Origin of the sequence: Pseudomonas sp., assembly GCF_046581935.1 — a bacterium.
In the GTDB taxonomy this organism is placed as follows: domain Bacteria; phylum Pseudomonadota; class Gammaproteobacteria; order Pseudomonadales; family Pseudomonadaceae; genus Aquipseudomonas.
Map to the genome: position 1 here is coordinate 331,725 of NZ_JAYGFK010000003.1, position 16,955 is coordinate 348,679.

The following is a 16,955-nucleotide window of genomic DNA, read 5'->3' on the forward strand; positions in this document are numbered from 1 at the left end:
GAACAACTGAACAGGCTCTGTAAGGCTCACTGCAACGGCGAAAAACTCGCGGGCAGATAGGCGATGGAGTTCATGGTACGCAGCTGCGGCCCTGAGTTTTCCGGTGGCCAGACGCCGGCTGCCACTGCCCGCGTACGCACGTCGAGACGTTGCTCCAAGCTGGCGTAGGGCCAGATATGCAGGTAGCGAGGTAGCGCGCCCGAGGTGGCGTAAAAGGCCGCATAGACCGCTGAATAGCAGGGGGCGGTGCGCGGCCCCACGGCTTTTTCCCAACCGTCGAGAGTCGGTTGCAGGCCGGAAGGAATCAGGTCGTACTCGCGCAGCTCATAGAAGGGACCGTGAGCACCGGGGGCAAGGGGTTCGAGGAAGGGAAACAGGCTGTAGTCGTGGGCCTGCATGTCGAGCAAAAACTCGCTGATACCGAAGGCATCGGCGGCCAGCAGATAGCGCTCTCGCTCGGCCTGACGCAGCGCTTCGCTGGGGAAGCCTCGCAGCAGGGCGATGCGATTCTGCGGGCCGATTTCTGAGAGCCAACAGCCCATCAGTTCGACACCATCCAGGCTCTGCGCCAGGGCCGCCTGGAGGCGCGGCAGAGCGGCGGCCGGGGTGCGCACGCGCAGGGTGAAGGTGATCAGTTCATACAAAAGCATGGGTACTCCGGTCGGTCAGTCGAGCCGCACGCTGGCGGGCCGCATGTTGAAGGTCAGCCACTCGGCCGAGAGATGATCTATATCGGGGCAGCCCATCAGGTTGAGTGTGCGGCGCAGCTCTTCGCCAAGCAGGTCGAGCGCACGTCCTGCGCCGTCCTCCCCCGCCACGGCCACGCCATACAGGCTGGCCCGCCCAAGCAGCACGGCATCGGCGCCCAAAGCCAGGGCCTTGGCGATGTCGCTGCCACGGCGGATGCCGCCATCGAGCAGCAGCGTCAGTCGGCCACGAACCAAGGGCGCGATCAGGCGCAAGGCATCGAGCCCACTCACCGCGCCGTCCAACTGGCGTCCGCCGTGGTTGCTGATCACCACGCCATCCAGGCCGAGAGCGATGGCGCGCTCGGCATCGGCCGGGTGAAGCACGCCCTTGAGCAGCAACTGCCCGGCCCACTGGTCACGCAAGCTGGCCAAGGCATCCCAGTCGAGCAACGTGTCCATCTGCTCACCGATGAACTGCATTGAGCCCAGGGCGGTGCGCTCACCCTCTGGCAGGTAAGGATCGAGGTTACCCATCGACGGCAAGCCGTGGGGCCACATCACCTGGCGCAACCAGCGCGGATGACGCAGCACCTGCAGTTTGTTGCGCAGGCTGAGCTGACGTGGCCGCACGAAGTTGCGCCTGTCCCACTCGCGGTTGCCCAGCACCATCGCATCGCTGGTCAACAACAGAGTACTAACACCGGCCGCCTTGGCGCGGGCCAGCAGGTCGGCCTGGATGGCGGCATCGCGCATGGCGTAGAGCTGAAACCACAGGTCAACACCTGGCACTTGGTGGACGATCTCCTCGAGTGAGGCATTGGCCACGGTGCTCAGGCAGAACGGTACGCCACGCGCGGTCGCGGCGCGCGCCAGATGAATATCTGCATCGCGGTGCAGCATGCCGTTGTAGCCGGTAGGGCCGATCAGCAGCGGCAATGCGGCCTGCTTGCCGAAAAGGGCACGGGTGGTGCTCGCTGCATGGCAAGGCACCAACGCACGCTGCTGCAGGCCGACCTCGGCATAGGTCTGACGATTGCGCTGCAGGGTCAGTTCATCCTCGGCACCGCCGGCCAAATACTCCCAGGCAAAATAGGGCAACCGTTGACGAGCCAGTGCTGCCAGCTCAGCAATGCTATGAACTCGTTGCAGGTCACTGCCATGGTAATAACGACGCATATTTCGATCCTCAGCGATACCTGCGGTATCGCTCAACTGTAAAAAGGCCCGGGAGAGCGCCCCGGGCAAAGGAGCTGAAACTCCATAAAAGAGGACTAGGTGCTCGCTTCCTGCGCGGCATAAGGGCGATTACGGCTGATACTGAACAGCGTCAGGGTGGTGACTAGGCTGAAGAAAACCAGCATCAGCGATACCGGCCAGGCATCGCGGTACATGGCGAACAACGCCGTAGCCGCTAGAGGTGCTAGGCCGCCGGCAAAGATCGAGGCAATTTCATGCCCCATGGCCAGGCCGGTGTAGCGCACATGAGTGGGGAACAGTTCGCCCATCAGAGCTGGCTGGGTACCAATCATCGCCGCGTGACTGAACGGCAGGCCGAGCAAGAGGGCCAGGTAGACCAACAGCGGCTGGTGAGTGTCCATCAGCCAGAAGAACGGAAACGCAAATAGCGCCAGGCTCACCGAGCCGATGGCATACACCGCACGCCGGCCGATACGGTCGGACAGCCAGCCCCAAAAAAGAATGCTGAAGGCCTCAACGGTCATCGCCAACATCACCCCGATCAGCACCACCTGGGTCGACAATCCGGTGAACTTGGCATAGGCCATGGAGAAGGACAGGAAAATGTAGGCACCGCCATTCTCCGCAACCCGCAGGCCCATCGCCTGCAATACCGCTTTGGGATGCTCACGCAGAACCTGTAGCGCAGGCGGGTGCGCCTTAACGTCGCTCTTCGCGACGTTTTCAGCGAACTCGCGACTTTCCGGCAAGCGTCGGCGAATGTAGATACCGACACCAAAGATCAGGATGCTGAGCAGGAACGGAAGGCGCCAGCCCCAGCTCATGAATTGCGCCTCGGGCAGCATCTGCACCAGATAGAACGCTGCTGCGGAGAGCACGAAACCGCCGGAAACCCCCAGCTGGCTCCAGGCCGCGTAAAAGCCTACTCGTTTGGCTGGGGCGTTCTCGCTAAGCATCAGCACACCACCACCCCACTCGCCGCCCGAGGCGATGCCCTGGACGACGCGCAGGATCACCAGGCTGATCGGTGCCAGATAGCCGACCTGCTCGAAGGTCGGCAGCAAGCCCATCAGGAAGGTCGCCACACCCATCATCGACAACGTGATCACCAAAGCATTCTTGCGCCCATGGAGGTCACCCAGATGGCCGAAGATCAACCCACCTAGCGGCCTAGCCACGAAACCCACGGCAAAGCCGGCGAATGCCGCCATAGTGCCGAGTACCGGGTCAGTGCCAGCAGGAAAGAACAGCGGCCCGAATACCAGCGCGGCAGCCGTGCCATACAGAAAGAAGTCGTACCATTCCAGAGCATTGCCGAGCACCGAAGCGAAGACAATACGCCGCATGGGCGTGCCACCCGGAGTAGCGGTAGCGTGACGGGTCATACTGCACTCCTCAGCGCGGAGGCCTACTCGACCACTCGCGCGATGGATAATCCAAGGACGGTGCCTGAGCGTCCGCCCAACATCCATGGCGAGCGCCCTAGGCGCCCGCCAGTGGACTTACCAGAAGTTCCAGGTGTAAGTGGTGGCGAAGCGATACTCGTCGTAGTCGCTGCCGTACTTCTGCTTGGTGTTGATGTTGCGCAGATCAAAACCGAGCCCCTTAAGCGGGCCGTCCTGCAGCACGTAATTGAGGTAGATGTTGCGTTCGCTTTCCTCGTTGTTGGCAAGGCCCGCCCCACGATCCCAGTTGGTGCCCTTGGTATAACGGGTATACAGCTTGAGTCCAGGAACGCCCCAGCCGGCAAAGTCATAGCCATAACGCACCGACCAGGAACGCTCGCCCGGACGCACAAAAGCCAGGGACGACCAGTTCACCAAATACGGGTTGGGGATGTAGCCGTTCATGGTCGGGAACACGCTGTCACCAAGCATGCGCTGGTAGCTGGCGCCGAACATGTGATTGCCTTTGAGCAAGGTGAACAGCGCACCGTAAGAGCGGTTGTCCACTTCACCAGCCAAGGCGTCGCCATCTTCGTTATTGTTGAAGTAGCGCAGATCGGTCTTCAGCTTGTAGCCACCACCCAGATCAGCCATGTGCATCAAGCCAAAGTAGTGCTGCTGATAGATATCGTGCAGCACGCCATAGAAGTAGCTGGCCTGCAGGTTCTTGGTGACGTTGTAGGTAGCTCCCCCGAAATCCAGCCCATCGCTGTCCAGGTTGTCGGTCGAGCCCCACTTGTAGAGCTTCTCGTGGTTGCTCGACTCACGCGTGACTGCAGACCAGAAGCGCCCGCCGGTAAGCGTCAAGCCATCGATCTCTTTGGATTCAACCACCGCGCCCTGATAGATGGTATCCAGCTGGCGGCTGGCATCGTTGTAGGCGATTGGCAGTTGCGGCCGATGGTCGCCAACTTTCAGCTCGGTCTTCGAGTAGCGCATCTTGAAAGTCGCACCAGCACGGCTGTAGTCATCCGCCTGTTTCCGCTCAGCCGCACTGTAGGGCAGCGAGCCGTCATTGCCTGAACCGTCCAGGCGCAGGGCATATTGCGCGTTGGCATCCACACCAAAGGCCAGCGGGGTATCGGTATAACCCGAGGTGAACTGCAGGTCGAAGCCCTGCGACCAGCTGTGTACCTCAGAAACCGGTGCATCGCTGTGGGTGAAGTTGCGGTTCAGGTAGAAGTTACGCATGTCCAGTTTCAAGTGACTGTCTTCCACCAGATCGGCCTGCGCCAATAACGGTGAGAGCAATCCGAGCACACAGGGAACTTGCAACGCACGCACAATAAACTTATCGCGGAACATAGAGATGTTTCCTTTGTTTTAATGCACCGAAGTGCCGTGGGAGCAGATTAATGGCGCAAAACTTTAGTATCGGCAGTTAATCTGGGTTGTTTTTGTTATCAACCACTTTTCATAAACAAAAGTCGAAACTTGGCTATATCCTCCAACTAGGAAGATCAACCATTTAATTATTATTTACAGTCGTTTACTGCTTTAAAAAACGGCCTTTGAAGCCTCGCAGAGCTTGTGATACGAGCGATTGAAGTAAACAAGGCCCTCATCACTTGAGCCTTGCTTGATCGTCAGCACCTCACAATAAAAGATACTGTGAGAGCCGACCTCATGAACTTGTGCAATACGACAATCAAAGTTAACTAAGGCTTCTTCCATTACCGGCGAGCCACTTTCAAGGGTGCTCCACGGTGTAGTGGAAAAGCGTTCTTCCATAGTTAAATCTCTATTCGCGAACGTACCTGAAACATCCTGATGGGTGCCCGCTAATACATTCACACACAGCACACTATTGGTTTTGAAGTGTGTATTGGAGAATGATGAACGATTCATACATACCAACAAAGTGGGTGGCGAATCGGTAACACTGCACACCGCCGAGGCAGTGAAGCCAAACCGTCCTGCAGGGCCGTCGGTAGTGATCACCGACACGGCGCCACCGAGTCGGGACATGGCGTTGCGGAATCCGCTTACATCGACCATCGTTTTGCCTCCTCAGAGATCCAGAACAAGTTTTTGCGATTTGGCACGCGAGCAGCAGACCAGGATCTGATCGTTGGCCTGCTTCTCGTCATCGGTCAGGTACACGTCGCGGTGATCCGGCTCGCCCTCAAGCACATCGCACAGACAAGTACCGCAGATACCCTGCTCGCAGGAGATCTCGATCTTGATGCCGACCTCTGCCAGCGCTTCGAGGATGCTCTGCCCTTCGGCGACCTGTACGGTCTTGCCACTGCGCGCGGCGACCACTTCGAAGCTCGCGCCGCTGTTGTCCACTTCCACCTGGAAATACTCGCGGTGGATATGGTCATCGGCATAGCCATGCTTCAGCGACTCACCAATAACCCAGTCCATAAATCCGGAAGGCCCGCAGGTATAGACGTGGACGCCGGCCTCGGCCTGGCCGAGTACGCGGTCCATATCGAGCTTCTGCTCAGGCGCTTCATCGTCGAAATGGGTATGCACACGCTGGGCGAAATCGGCACTCTGCAACTCATCAAGAAACGCACTGCGGCTGCGCGAGCGGCCACAGTAATGCAGCTCGAAATCCTCACCTTTGGCATTCAGCGCATAGGCCATGGCGATCATCGGCGTGATGCCGATGCCACCACCAATAAGGATTGAGCGCCGCGCCTCGCTGGCCAGAGGAAACAGGTTGCGCGGCGCACTGATCTGCACCTCGGCACCTTCCAGCAGGGTGTCATGCACGCCCATAGAACCGCCACGTGAGGCAGGATCCCTGAGCACACCAAGGCGGTATACCGCGTTGTCCGCCGGGTCGCTGCACAGCGAGTACTGGCGCACTAGGCCAGGGGCGATGTGGATATCCACATGGGCGCCAGCTTCAAAAGCCGGCAGCGTGGTGCCACCCACCGGAATAAGGTCAAGGACGACGACACCGTCGCCCTGCAGCTGGCGCTTGCGCACCTGCACCGTCAAGAGTTGTTCAATCATCTCGGGCTCACCCGCATTGCACGTCAAGGTAAGAACGCGGCCGTTGGTTCGGCCGTCGCATCATGTGTTCGTTGAAGCTCAGCGCATGAACAAGCCGCCATTCACGTCCCAGGTAGCCCCAGTGGTGAAATAGGCCTCCGGCCGCGCCAGCTGGACAATCAGGTCACCCAGAAAATCTGCATTACCCAGGCGTCCCACCGGAATGTTGGCGAGCATTTCAGCCATACGCTCAGGCGGCACAGCAGCGTGCACCATGGGTGAGTCGATTGGCCCCGGTGCGATGGCATTGACCGTCACGCCGTTTGCAGCCAGTTCCTTGGCGAAGATTTTGGTCAGGGTGACGATGGCCCCCTTCGACGCGGCGTAATGTGCGCCGGTAGCCGTGCCACCGTTCTGCCCGGCCAGCGAGGCCATGTTGACGATGCGCCCGTAGCCGGCCGCCGCCATGTGCGTGCCAAAGACCTGGCAGCCGACAAAGATGCTGCGGGTGTTGAGACTCATGACGCGGTCGAACTCTTCCGGGCTGATCTGCATCACCGGCGTGGTCATGGTCATCGCCGCGTTGTTGACCAGCACCTGTAGGCCGCCGAAGCGCGCCAGGGTAGCGGCCAGTGCCGCCTCAAAATCGGCCTTGCTGGTAACGTCCAACTTGAGCGCCAGCACCCGCTCACCGCTGGCGTCCAACGCCTTGGCCGCAGCTTGGGCCCCCTCCAAAGAGAGGTCGCTGATAACCACTGCGTAGCCAGCGGCAAACAGCCGGGCGGCAATGGCGTAACCCAGCCCTTGGGCAGCACCCGTGACCAATGCGATCTGCTTCATGGCCAAGCCCTCAGAGGATGTAACCAATACCCGCGAGGGTATCGTCGGAGTTGATCAGGCGGATCAGCTTGCGCTGGATCTGGAAGCTGTCGCCGCTGCGCACCAGGTCGTAGGTCAGGTCGGCGCTGTAGTGCTTGAGCACGTCCTTGCGGAAGTCGCGCAGGTGCTGCGAACAACGCACCTGTATCCAGTCGCCCTCTGCGGCGAGGATGCGGAAGTTGGCGGCGGTTCGTACCGTACGCGGCTGCGGGCTGGTGGATATCGACTCGCCACCGATCAGCCGCTGTACCCGCAACTGACGCATGTGGGCGTCGTCGTAGGCATAGTTGAGGGTGTTCTCGAAATCCTCTTCTGTGGGGTCAATCGGGATGATGTAAGTACCCTTCTCCGCCCACAGCGCTAACCAGGCGTCGTATTCGCTGTGATCAAGCATGTCGCCTTCCTGCCAGATGAAGGCGGTGACTTCCTGAAGTAATTGCAGATTCATTTTCGTGTTCTCCGTCGGTCTGGTCGGTCAGGCCGACATCATTTTTTTCCACTGCTGGTAGGCCGCACGCATACCGGTCTCGGCTGAGACATCGCTGACCAGCCCGTCCTCGCTCGGCTTCTCGCCAGGCAGGCCGCGGTTAAGCATGATCCACAAGTCCTCGCCGGCACTGGCACCCTTCTGCACCCGCTCCCAAGCCTCGGAGTCATCCGGCGTACCAAAGCCCATTGGGCCCTGGAAGTGCTCATGCAGACGCAGGCGATAACGGTTGGCGGCAGCCGGACCACCATCCATGGTGATCACCGCGTGATGGATTTCCGTTTCGTTGACCGAGATCGGCTGTAGCACCCGGAAGAACGCCATGGAGCAGGCAATGTTGGGGAACAGATTGAGGTTGAAGCCCGAGCCACCCACCGCACGCACGATGCGACGCACCTGCTGCTCCTCGATGCCGTCGTCACGCAGCTCCTGCGCCAGGCTCTCGAAGCGGGTCGGAATCGGCAGGTCGAGGTTGGCTTCCAGGTCGATCAGGTCCGGGATCATCACCATCACGCTGTGTCCGTTGCCCAGGTCTTCGACGTAGCCGGAGCCGTCAACGAAATCGAGCATATCCATGGTCTGCTGATCCACCGAGTGCAGGAACGATTTGTGCACCAGTGGGAAGTGGTAGGCGTCAGTGGTGTTTTCCAGCTGGATCTTCCAGTTGCCCGGGAAGCGGAAACGGTGTTCGCCCGGCACTTTGATGCCGTAGCCGGCACCCTGTTTCATGAACAGGTCCATCCACTTCTTGGCGGGGCCGAGGAAGTCCACCAGCGGTTCGATGTCGTCCTTGAAGGTGGCGAAGATCATCCCGGCGTAGCTCTCTGTACGCAGGCTGACCAATGGCAGTTCGCTCTTGTCCAGGCAATCGCCGTAGCTGTCCGGGTGCGGGATGCCGCGCAGCGAACCGTCTAGGGCGTAGCCCCAGCCGTGATAGGGGCAGACAAAGCTGTTGGTCTTGCCCTTCTTGTGTTCGCACACGGTGGCGCCGCGGTGACGGCAGCGGTTGAGCAGCACGTTAACCTGCTTCTTGCGGTCACGCACGGCGATCACCGGCTGCTTGCCGATAAAGGTGCTCTTGTAGCTGCCGGCGTCCGGAATCTCGCTCTCGTGCGCGACCCAAACCCAGGTGCTGTAGAAGATTTTTTCCATCTCGGCGTCGAACAGCTTGGCGTCGGTGTACAGCGAGGTGTGTACGCGGTCGGCCTGCACCAGTTCGGCGGGATCGCATTCGAGGTTCACGACATCGATCATGTTATTCACGGTTGGCTCCTCGTCGGCTTATTTGGCCGACTGCAAAAATTCTTGAGTCATTCAGCGGTGGGTCTGCCTGGTACGGGCAAAGCCGCCTCGCTGTTCCAGGCATCCACCGGGCGACTGAATAGGTTCTCGGTCTGGAAATGCGCCATGCGCCATTGCCCGTCTTCCTCGGCGAAACGCACGGTCAACCGCGCGGCATTGAGGTGCGAGGCTCCGCTGGCGAAGGTCGAGGTTTGCAACATCACCCAACTACCCAATGCGCCGTCGGTATCGACCTCGATCAGCTCACTGGTCAGGAAGTGCACGTTGATGGCGAAGTGCGCGGGGGTCTTCATGTAAGTGGCGAACATCGCCCCGATCGCCTCGCGACCGCGGTAGCCACCAAAGCTGTTGGCGTACTTCGCGCCCTTGCCTTCCCACACCGCATCGCTGGTGAACAGACCGGCCAGCTCGGCCAGCGGCGTGCTGGCATCAAGGGCATCGCACAGCACCATGTAGCGGTTCATGCAGGTGCGGATCGCATGCTCGGCCTCGAAGCGCTGGAGGCGCGCTTCGAGATTGGCGATTAGGGCTTCGTTCGACATGACGATCACGCGCGCTGGATGATCAGTTCACGGCCGGTACGGGCCTCGACCTTGACGTAGCGCCACAGCTTGTACGGGCCAGTGCCCACCGCCGTGGTGCGGAACAGGTTGCAGGCGGCGTGTACCGTCTCGATGTCCGGCACGTCGGCCAGCAGGTAGGTGGTCCAGGGGAAGCCGCTGCTTGGTCCAACCATGCTCTGGTCGTCGTCCATGTTACCGAATACCGTCACCCCTGGCAGATCGTGAATACCGTTCCACATGGCACTGAACGCCGCCCAAACTTCCAGCTGCTCTTCACGCGGGGCGTCAAAAAAATTCTGGTTGATGCCCATGCAAAACAGCACGCGCAGTGGTTTTTTCTCGCTCATGATTGGCTCCAGATAAGGGTCAGAGATAGCCCGGCAAGGGCTGTTTGCCGAAGAAAATTGCGCCGGCATTCTGGTAGGTGATGTCACCCATGAAGGCATGCTGGGTGACCACCTGGGCGTCGTTCACACACCGCGCCAGCGGGCTGCTGTTGTAGACGCCGGTCATGCCTGAGAGCATCTGCACGGTGCGTGCTACCTCAGCGGCGACACGGGTGGCGTGGGTCGACGACAGGCGCAGCAAATTGGTTGTCTCAGCCGGCAGCGGATCACCCGCCAGCACTACTTGCCAGGCGTCCTCGATAGAGTCGAAGAAGAAAGCTCTGGCCGCACGCAACGCAGCTTCGGCCTTGGCGATCTCTACCTGGGCCAGTGGCCGGTCGGCCAGCGCCGGCGCACCGGTTACCGAGATGCGTCCAGCAGCCATATCACGCAGCTCGTCCAAGGCAGCACGAGCAACCCCAAGACCGACCACGGACAGTACCTGAGTGGCAAAGGACAACGAGGGGTAACGGAAGAACGGCTCATCAAGATTGGCCGCACCACCGCGCACAAACGTCCACTCCTCAGGTACCACCACATCCTCAACCACCAGGTCGTGGCTGCCAGTACCGAGCAGGCCAACGGTGTCCCAGGTCTGTTCAATGCGCGCCTTGCTTTGCGGCATCACAGCCAGGCGCGGCAGATCAAGTTTGTCACCGGTTTTCGGCGCGATACCGACACCTACCAGTGAGGCCCCCATGCAGCCGCTGGAGTACTTCCAGCGGCCGTTGACCTTGAAGCCACCCGGCACAGCTTCGGCTGGTTGCGGCGGGAAGATACCTCCGGCGAAGACCACATCGGGGCCGTTGGCGTAGACCTTTTTGATGGTTTCCAGCGGCAGCGAGGCCAGGTAAACCGGGCTCATACCGAAGCTGGCAACCCAGCCGGCAGAACCGTCTGCCCTGGAAATTTCTTCGACCATGGCGCAGAACTCGCCTGGCGAGCGCTCGTCACCACCGAAGCGGCGAGGTACCAGGGCACGGTAAACACCGAGAGCCTTAAAGGCGTTAATCACGTCCTCAGCGATATAGCCAAGGCGGTCGAACTCGCCAGTACGGGCGCGTTTTTTGATATCGACCAGCAGTGCCGCGAAGGCCTGATTGTCGGTGATGGCGGCAGGCAGCGTATTGCCGGCCAGGTTGAGCGAAGTCATGACAGGCTCCACGATCAGAGAAGGTTGGAATCGAGGCGACGCAACAGTTCACCAGCGACCGCCAGAAGCAGTTCGTCAGCGCCCTTGGCGGCGATGAGTTGTAGGCCTACCGGCAAACCGGATTCCCCTTCGAAGGGGATGGTTAATGCCGGGTGACCGGAAAGATTGAAAGGCCTCACGAACGCAGTCATACCCAGTACTGCACGGGTATCCGCAGCATCCTCGAGACGCAGTGGGTAGTCCGGCATGGTCGGCAGCGCCAGGATCGGAAAGCGCTCTAGGACAGCATCCACCTCAGCAGTAAAGATGGTGCGTACCTGCTCGGCGTCGGCCAGTGCGGCATCGCTGGTCTGCGCAGCGGCCTGTAAGCGGCCAGCAACATCCGCGGCAACCAGACCGCTATCGAGTAGATGACCGCAGGCATTCCAGGTCTCGCGATTGATCATCACCATACCGGCGTCATAAGCGGCCTGCATGCTATGGAGCTGCACCTTGCCGAGCGTCAGGCCACTGGCATCCAGCACCGCGTCGACAGCACGCTGCACCTCGGCCGATGCCTCGACCGAGACCATACCGATACGAATGCTTTCGACTTCTGGCAATGGCTTGAGCGATGGATCGATGATGCGCATCGCCTCAATCAGCAGGGACAAGCTGCCGGCGAAGGGTCCGACGCAATCCAGGCTGGTCTGCGCAGGCATCACGCCGCGGCGATCAATGCGGCCGAACGTAGGCTTGAAGCCGAACACGCCGCAGCAGCAAGCCGGAATACGCACGGAGCCGCCGGTATCGGTGCCCAAGGAAAAATCACAGAGCCCAGCAGCAACCGCTGCAGCCGAACCACTGGAGGAGCCACCTGGAATATGCCCGGGGTAACGCGGGTTCTCGGCAGTACCGGCGTAATGGTTGATACCGGTAGTGCCAAAGGCAAGCTCGTGCAGAACGGTCTTGCCAATAATCTGGCAACCACCGTTAAACAGCGCATCCACCACGGCGGCATTCTGCGGGGCTGGCCCAACGTCCTGCAGCGCTCTACTGGAGGCGCGGGTCGGATAGCCAGAAATATCGATGGTGTCCTTCACCATCACCTTCAGGCCAGTGCCGCCTAATTTCATCTGCTCGATCACCATCGTCATGCCATCTACCTTCTCGAACGTTGCTGGCGTGGCGAGCACGAGGCTGCCAATTCGCTAAATCTAAAATCGTCACATTTACGTGAATTGTCAATTGAATTATACGAAAAATATTTGCGTCCGAATTTGGTGCAAAATTCCATTAAAAGCACCAGCAGCGTGCAGATTGGTAACGCTCTCCAAGAAAGCTAAAATACGCCAAAATAATAAAATAAACCCATATAAAACAATAAGATACGATCGTTTAAAGTAAAAACAAGTGCGCACAAAAGTGTTACCTGGCTGATTTTCGGACAGCTCGAGTGAAATAAAAAACGCTCGTTTAAAAAGAAATACACGCCATTTTTAACTGTAGAAAATCATAGTTTTTTGATGGTTTTTTCACCTTAATTATTATGTGAAAAAATAGCTCAGATCACTGTTTTTACTGGTGCCGCAGGCGCTCAATGGCGCTTGGCAATACGCATTTTTTTGGGAGCGTAGAGGGCTGGGGGAGATACGCGCACTGCTGGTGCAGCTCGAGTTCTGGCATGCAATCTGCAATTTCGTCGCTAGCTCACCGGCTGCCATCAGGCGGTGATGCCTTAGCCGGTGAATATCACCGGGCGCATTACGAGAGGCTTTTCCGATACCTCTGGGTACCGCCGTTCAGCCCGCTTATTAGCCTTGCACCCTGGAGCACGACATGCTGTTTAAGAAAGCTGTGTCCACCCTGATGTTGAGTGCGCTCTGCGCGTCGATGGCCGCTCAGGCCGATGTAAAAATCGGCGTGATCACCTCTTCGACCGGGCCTATAGCCCTGGTCGGTATCCCGCAGAAGAACAGCGTGGCGCTGATGCCGAAGAAAGTCGGCGAACAGAACATCACCTACATATCACTGGACGACGGCAGTGATCCGACGGCTTCAGTCAAAGCGTTCAAGAAACTGATCGACGAAGAACACGTCGACGCCATCATCGGCCCGAGCGGTTCGCCCAACGCCATGGGGGTCATCCAGTTCGCCGCCGAGTCGGGCACGCCGCTACTCGCACCAGTCGGCACCGCCGCCGTAGTACTGCCCATGACAGAGCAGAAGAAATGGGTATTCAAGACCACCCAAAACGATGAGCTGATCGCCCAAGCCCTGGTCGAGCACATGGTCAAAACCGGGGTAAAAACACTCGGGCTGATCGGTACCGCCGACCCCTATGGCGAGAACTGGGGCAAAGTTATGACTGCCCTGGCCGACAAGAACGGCATGAAAATCGTCGCCAACGAGCGCTTCCAACGCCAGGACACATCCACCACCGGCCAGGGCTTGAAAATTCTCATGGCCAAACCGGACGCAGTATTGGTCGCCGCACCAGGCAGCTCAGCGGTAATGCCGCAGGCCACGCTGTTCGACCAGGGTTACAAGGGCCAGGTCTACCAGACCCATGGCGCTGCTCTGCCAGCGTTCCTGCAACTGGGCGGGCGCAAGGTTGAAGGCACCATCCTGGCCGCTAGCCTGATGCTGGTGATTGATGAAATACCGGACAACCATCCATCCAAAATGGTGGCCCGCAAGTACATTGATGAGTACACCAAGCTCAATGGTCGCGAGCCTGCCACCTTCGGTGCCAATGTCTACGATGCGGGCCTGCTGCTAGAGAAAGCCATTCCCCTGGCCGAACAGAACGCCAAGCCAGGCACCCCGGAATTTCGCGCAGCCCTGCGTGATGCACTGGAACAAACCCACGAGCTGGCTGCGACTCAGGGCGTATACAACATGTCGCCCGAGGACCACAGCGGCTTCGACACCCGTGGTCGTGAGCTGATTACCGTGAAGAACGGTAAATGGGTTCTGCTCAAGTAAATCGCTCCCTCAATAACTAAAAATCGGCGGGCATCCATCTGGACAGCCCGCCTGCCGCGTGCCGCTGGCGAACCCTGCAGTTGAGGATGCCTTGCAATGAACTTTCAGATAGCCATGCTGCTAGGCCAGGATGGCGTGACCAACGGTGCGATCTACGCACTGCTGGCGCTTTCCATTCTCCTAGTATTTACCGTGACACGGATTCTGTTGATCCCCCTAGGTGAGTTCGTCACCTTTGGCGCGCTGACCATGGCCGCGCTGCAGGCGGGTCAGCCAACCAAACTAGTCTGGCTGCTACTCGTCCTGACAGTGATCGACTGCGCCCTGGATCTTCTCGGCGTACTGCGCAAAGGCCACGGCTTTCGTTTACCCAAATGGCTGCCAATCAAGCTCGCCTATGCCGTGGCCATGGTGCTGCTGGTGCAGAACCTATTACTGGCAGACCTGCCCATGACGATCCAGGCCCTGCTGACCCTGGCCCTGTTGGTGCCTATGGGTCCACAGATGTATCGCCTGTTCTTCCAGCCCATCGCTGGTGCCCACTCGCTGGTGCTGTTGATTGTCTCGATTGCCGTGCACGTAGCCATGGTAGGTGTCGGCCTGCTGCTGTTCGGCCCCGAAGGTGCACGCACTCGGCCGTTCTCCGAGGCGGGGCTGGAGCTCGGCCCGGTAACACTGAATAGCCAGACACTGTGGGTCATCGTTGTCTCACTGGGGTTGATCGTCGGCCTGTTCCTGTTCTTCGAACGCAGCCTATATGGCAAGGCCCTGCGCGCCACCGCGGTGAACCGCATGGGTGCAAGGCTGATGGGCATATCGCCGAGCCTGGCGGGCAAGGCGACCTTCGCCCTGGCGGCCTTCATTGGCACCCTTTCGGGGATTCTCATCGCCCCGATCACCACCCTTTATTTCGACTCTGGCTTCGTCATCAGCCTGAAAGGTTTCGTTGGCGCCATCATCGGCGGCCTGGTCAGCTATCCCATCGCCGCCTTGGGCGCGCTGGCAGTTGGCCTAGTGGAAGCCTTCTCGATGTTCTGGGCCAGTAACTACAAAGAGATCATCGTGTTCACCCTGATCATCCCGTTCCTGCTCTGGCGCTCGCTGACTAGCCGTCACGTGGAGGAAGAAGAATGAAACCGCGCCTGCTCGTCACCCTGCTGGTTATTGTCCTCGGCGTCGCGCCACTGCTACTGCCGTCCTTCCAAATTACCCTGCTCAACTACATAGGCCTGTATGCCTTGGTAGTACTGGGTCTAGTCCTACTCACTGGTGTCGGTGGCATGACCAGCTTCGGCCAGGCAGCTTTCGTCGGACTCGGGGCCTATACCAGCGCCTACCTGACCACCGCCGAGCAATTGCCAGTCTGGCTCGCCTGGACCGCCGGCTCACCCTGGCTATCATTACTGGTGGGTATCGCCCTCACGGCCTGCGTCGCCCTACTGCTTGGAGCCCTGACCCTGAAGTTGTCCGGGCACTACCTGCCGCTCGGCACTATCGCCTGGGGCATTTCGCTCTACTATCTGTTCGGCACCTTAGATGGCCTAGGCGGCCAGACTGGCATCGCCGACCTGCCGTCGATCTCATTGTTCGGCCTATCCCTGGATAAGGGTGAGAAGATCTATTACCTGATCTGGGTTGTGTTACTGGTCGCGATCCTAATCACCCGCAACCTACTCAACTCCCGCGAAGGCCGAGCCATCCGCGCGCTCAAGGGCGGTCAGATAATGGCTGAGTCGATGGGCGTGAATACCTTCCGCTCCAAGCTGGTGGTGTTCCTTATCTCGGCGTTATTCGCCGCCATCTCGGGCTGGCTCTACGCACATACCCAACGCTTCGTGAACCCGACGCCGTTTGGTCTGAACATGGGTATCGACTACCTGTTCATGGCGCTGATAGGCGGTGTCGGTAGCGTTTGGGGTGCCCTCCTCGGGGCCGGCATTCTGACCATGCTCAAGCAATGGCTGCAGGACTGGCTACCCATGCTGATGGGCAGCCAGGGCAATTACGAAACAATCGTTTTCGGCCTGCTCATCGTGCTGCTCATGCAGCGCGCTCCGGGCGGTCTATGGCCACTGCTGGTGCGTTTGGTTCCAGCCAGTTGGCGCAACGGCCACAATGCCCCAAGAGCAGATGACCAGCCGAGCGGACTACCGCGCCGAGACCTACCAAATAGCGGCCAGGTGATCCTCGAAGCGCGTAACGTGACCAAGCGCTTCGGCGGCTTGGTAGCCAATAACCAGATGAACCTATCAATCCACGCCGGAGAAATCCTCGCACTGATCGGCCCCAACGGTGCCGGCAAGAGCACTATGTTCAACCAGCTCTCCGGGGTCGACACCCCTACCGAGGGCGAGGTGCTGTTCCTTGGCGAGAAGATTAATGGCATTCCCTCGCGCCGCATCGCCCACATGGGCATGAGCCGGACCTTCCAGCACGTGAAGCTGCTATCGACCATGAGTGTGCTGGAGAACGTCGCCATCGGTGCTCACCTGCGTGGCGACAAGGGCATCGTACCGGCGCTGCTTCACCTGGAGCGCGGCCAAGAAGCAGACTTGCTGCGTGAAGCCCGGCGCCAGCTGGAACGAGTTGGCCTCGGCGACTACCTCTATGAGGAAGCCGGTAGCCTCGCCCTTGGCCAGCAACGCATCCTCGAAATCGCCCGCGCATTGTGTGCTGACCCGTGTTTGCTGCTGCTCGACGAACCCGCCGCAGGCCTGCGTCACAAGGAGAAGGAAGCCCTCGGCGACCTGCTGCGTAAGCTGCGTAGCGAAGGCATGGCGATCCTGCTGGTGGAACACGATATGGACTTCGTCATGGGCCTGGTGGACCGCGTCACGGTAATGGAGTTCGGACAAAAGATTGCCGAAGGCCTGCCCGACGACGTACAGAAAAACCCGGCAGTACTCGAAGCCTATCTCGGCGGAGCGGAGTGAAGACC

Annotated in this window: 15 protein-coding genes and 2 pseudogenes; 3 read left to right on the forward strand and 14 right to left on the reverse strand. The window is 59.5% G+C overall.

What is annotated here, in order from left to right:
- Positions 1–26: 26 nt before the first annotated feature.
- From VCA57_RS03515 to VCA57_RS03580, 14 genes and pseudogenes are all read right to left on the reverse strand, one after another.
- Positions 27–650 (reverse strand): NIPSNAP family protein, encoded by a 624-nt coding sequence (locus VCA57_RS03515; RefSeq protein WP_411183573.1) that lies wholly within the window; start codon positions 648–650, stop codon positions 27–29.
- 15 nt (positions 651–665) lie between these two features.
- Positions 666–1,865, reverse strand: coding sequence for an alpha-hydroxy acid oxidase (locus tag VCA57_RS03520; RefSeq protein ID WP_411183574.1), 1,200 nt, complete (start codon positions 1,863–1,865; stop codon positions 666–668).
- A 95-nt stretch (positions 1,866–1,960) separates the two neighbouring features.
- The gene (locus tag VCA57_RS03525; protein ID WP_411183575.1) at positions 1,961–3,271 is read right to left on the reverse strand and encodes an MFS transporter; all 1,311 of its coding nucleotides are present in this window, start codon (positions 3,269–3,271) and stop codon (positions 1,961–1,963) included.
- Positions 3,272–3,388: 117 nt separating this feature from the next.
- Complete coding sequence (locus VCA57_RS03530; RefSeq protein WP_411183576.1) at positions 3,389–4,636, reverse strand: OprD family porin; 1,248 nt, start codon at positions 4,634–4,636, stop codon at positions 3,389–3,391.
- Between the two features lie 192 nt (positions 4,637–4,828).
- Positions 4,829–5,329 (reverse strand): flavin reductase, encoded by a 501-nt coding sequence (locus VCA57_RS03535; RefSeq protein WP_411183577.1) that lies wholly within the window; start codon positions 5,327–5,329, stop codon positions 4,829–4,831.
- 12 nt (positions 5,330–5,341) lie between these two features.
- Complete coding sequence (locus VCA57_RS03540) at positions 5,342–6,301, reverse strand: PDR/VanB family oxidoreductase (protein WP_411183578.1); 960 nt, start codon at positions 6,299–6,301, stop codon at positions 5,342–5,344.
- A gap of 78 nt (positions 6,302–6,379) precedes the next feature.
- Complete coding sequence (locus VCA57_RS03545; RefSeq protein WP_411183579.1) at positions 6,380–7,120, reverse strand: SDR family NAD(P)-dependent oxidoreductase; 741 nt, start codon at positions 7,118–7,120, stop codon at positions 6,380–6,382.
- A 10-nt stretch (positions 7,121–7,130) separates the two neighbouring features.
- Positions 7,131–7,607 carry an aromatic-ring-hydroxylating dioxygenase subunit beta gene (locus VCA57_RS03550; RefSeq protein WP_411183580.1) on the reverse strand — a complete coding sequence of 159 codons (477 nt, stop codon included), beginning with the start codon at positions 7,605–7,607 and terminating at the stop codon, positions 7,131–7,133.
- A gap of 27 nt (positions 7,608–7,634) precedes the next feature.
- Entirely contained in the window at positions 7,635–8,900 is a 1,266-nt protein-coding gene (locus tag VCA57_RS03555) for an aromatic ring-hydroxylating oxygenase subunit alpha (protein ID WP_411183666.1), read from the reverse strand.
- Between the two features lie 56 nt (positions 8,901–8,956).
- On the reverse strand, positions 8,957–9,490 hold the full coding sequence (locus VCA57_RS03560) for a nuclear transport factor 2 family protein (protein WP_411183581.1): 534 nt from the start codon (positions 9,488–9,490) through the stop codon (positions 8,957–8,959).
- A 5-nt stretch (positions 9,491–9,495) separates the two neighbouring features.
- Complete coding sequence (locus VCA57_RS03565) at positions 9,496–9,858, reverse strand: IacB protein (protein WP_411183582.1); 363 nt, start codon at positions 9,856–9,858, stop codon at positions 9,496–9,498.
- Positions 9,855–9,899, reverse strand: a pseudogene (locus VCA57_RS03570) (hypothetical protein); the annotation flags it as partial. The pseudogene VCA57_RS03570 and the gene VCA57_RS03565, both read right to left, overlap by 4 nt.
- Positions 9,900–9,958: 59 nt before the next feature.
- Positions 9,959–11,050, reverse strand: a pseudogene (gene iacA, locus VCA57_RS03575) (indole-3-acetate monooxygenase); the annotation flags it as partial.
- A 14-nt stretch (positions 11,051–11,064) separates the two neighbouring features.
- Positions 11,065–12,186 (reverse strand): amidase, encoded by a 1,122-nt coding sequence (locus VCA57_RS03580; protein WP_411183583.1) that lies wholly within the window; start codon positions 12,184–12,186, stop codon positions 11,065–11,067.
- Between the two features lie 682 nt (positions 12,187–12,868).
- On the opposite strand from VCA57_RS03580, the gene VCA57_RS03585 reads away from it, so the two are divergent.
- The 3 genes from VCA57_RS03585 (at position 12,869) to VCA57_RS03595 (ending at position 16,950) form a co-directional block, all read left to right on the forward strand.
- The gene (locus tag VCA57_RS03585; RefSeq protein WP_411183584.1) at positions 12,869–14,017 is read left to right on the forward strand and encodes an ABC transporter substrate-binding protein; all 1,149 of its coding nucleotides are present in this window, start codon (positions 12,869–12,871) and stop codon (positions 14,015–14,017) included.
- 96 nt (positions 14,018–14,113) lie between these two features.
- Positions 14,114–15,151, forward strand: a complete 1,038-nt coding sequence (locus VCA57_RS03590; RefSeq protein ID WP_411183585.1) for a branched-chain amino acid ABC transporter permease — start codon at positions 14,114–14,116, stop codon at positions 15,149–15,151.
- The gene (locus tag VCA57_RS03595; protein WP_411183587.1) at positions 15,148–16,950 is read left to right on the forward strand and encodes an ABC transporter permease subunit; all 1,803 of its coding nucleotides are present in this window, start codon (positions 15,148–15,150) and stop codon (positions 16,948–16,950) included. Before VCA57_RS03590 ends, VCA57_RS03595 begins: the two co-directional genes overlap by 4 nt.
- Positions 16,951–16,955: the final 5 nt, after the last annotated feature.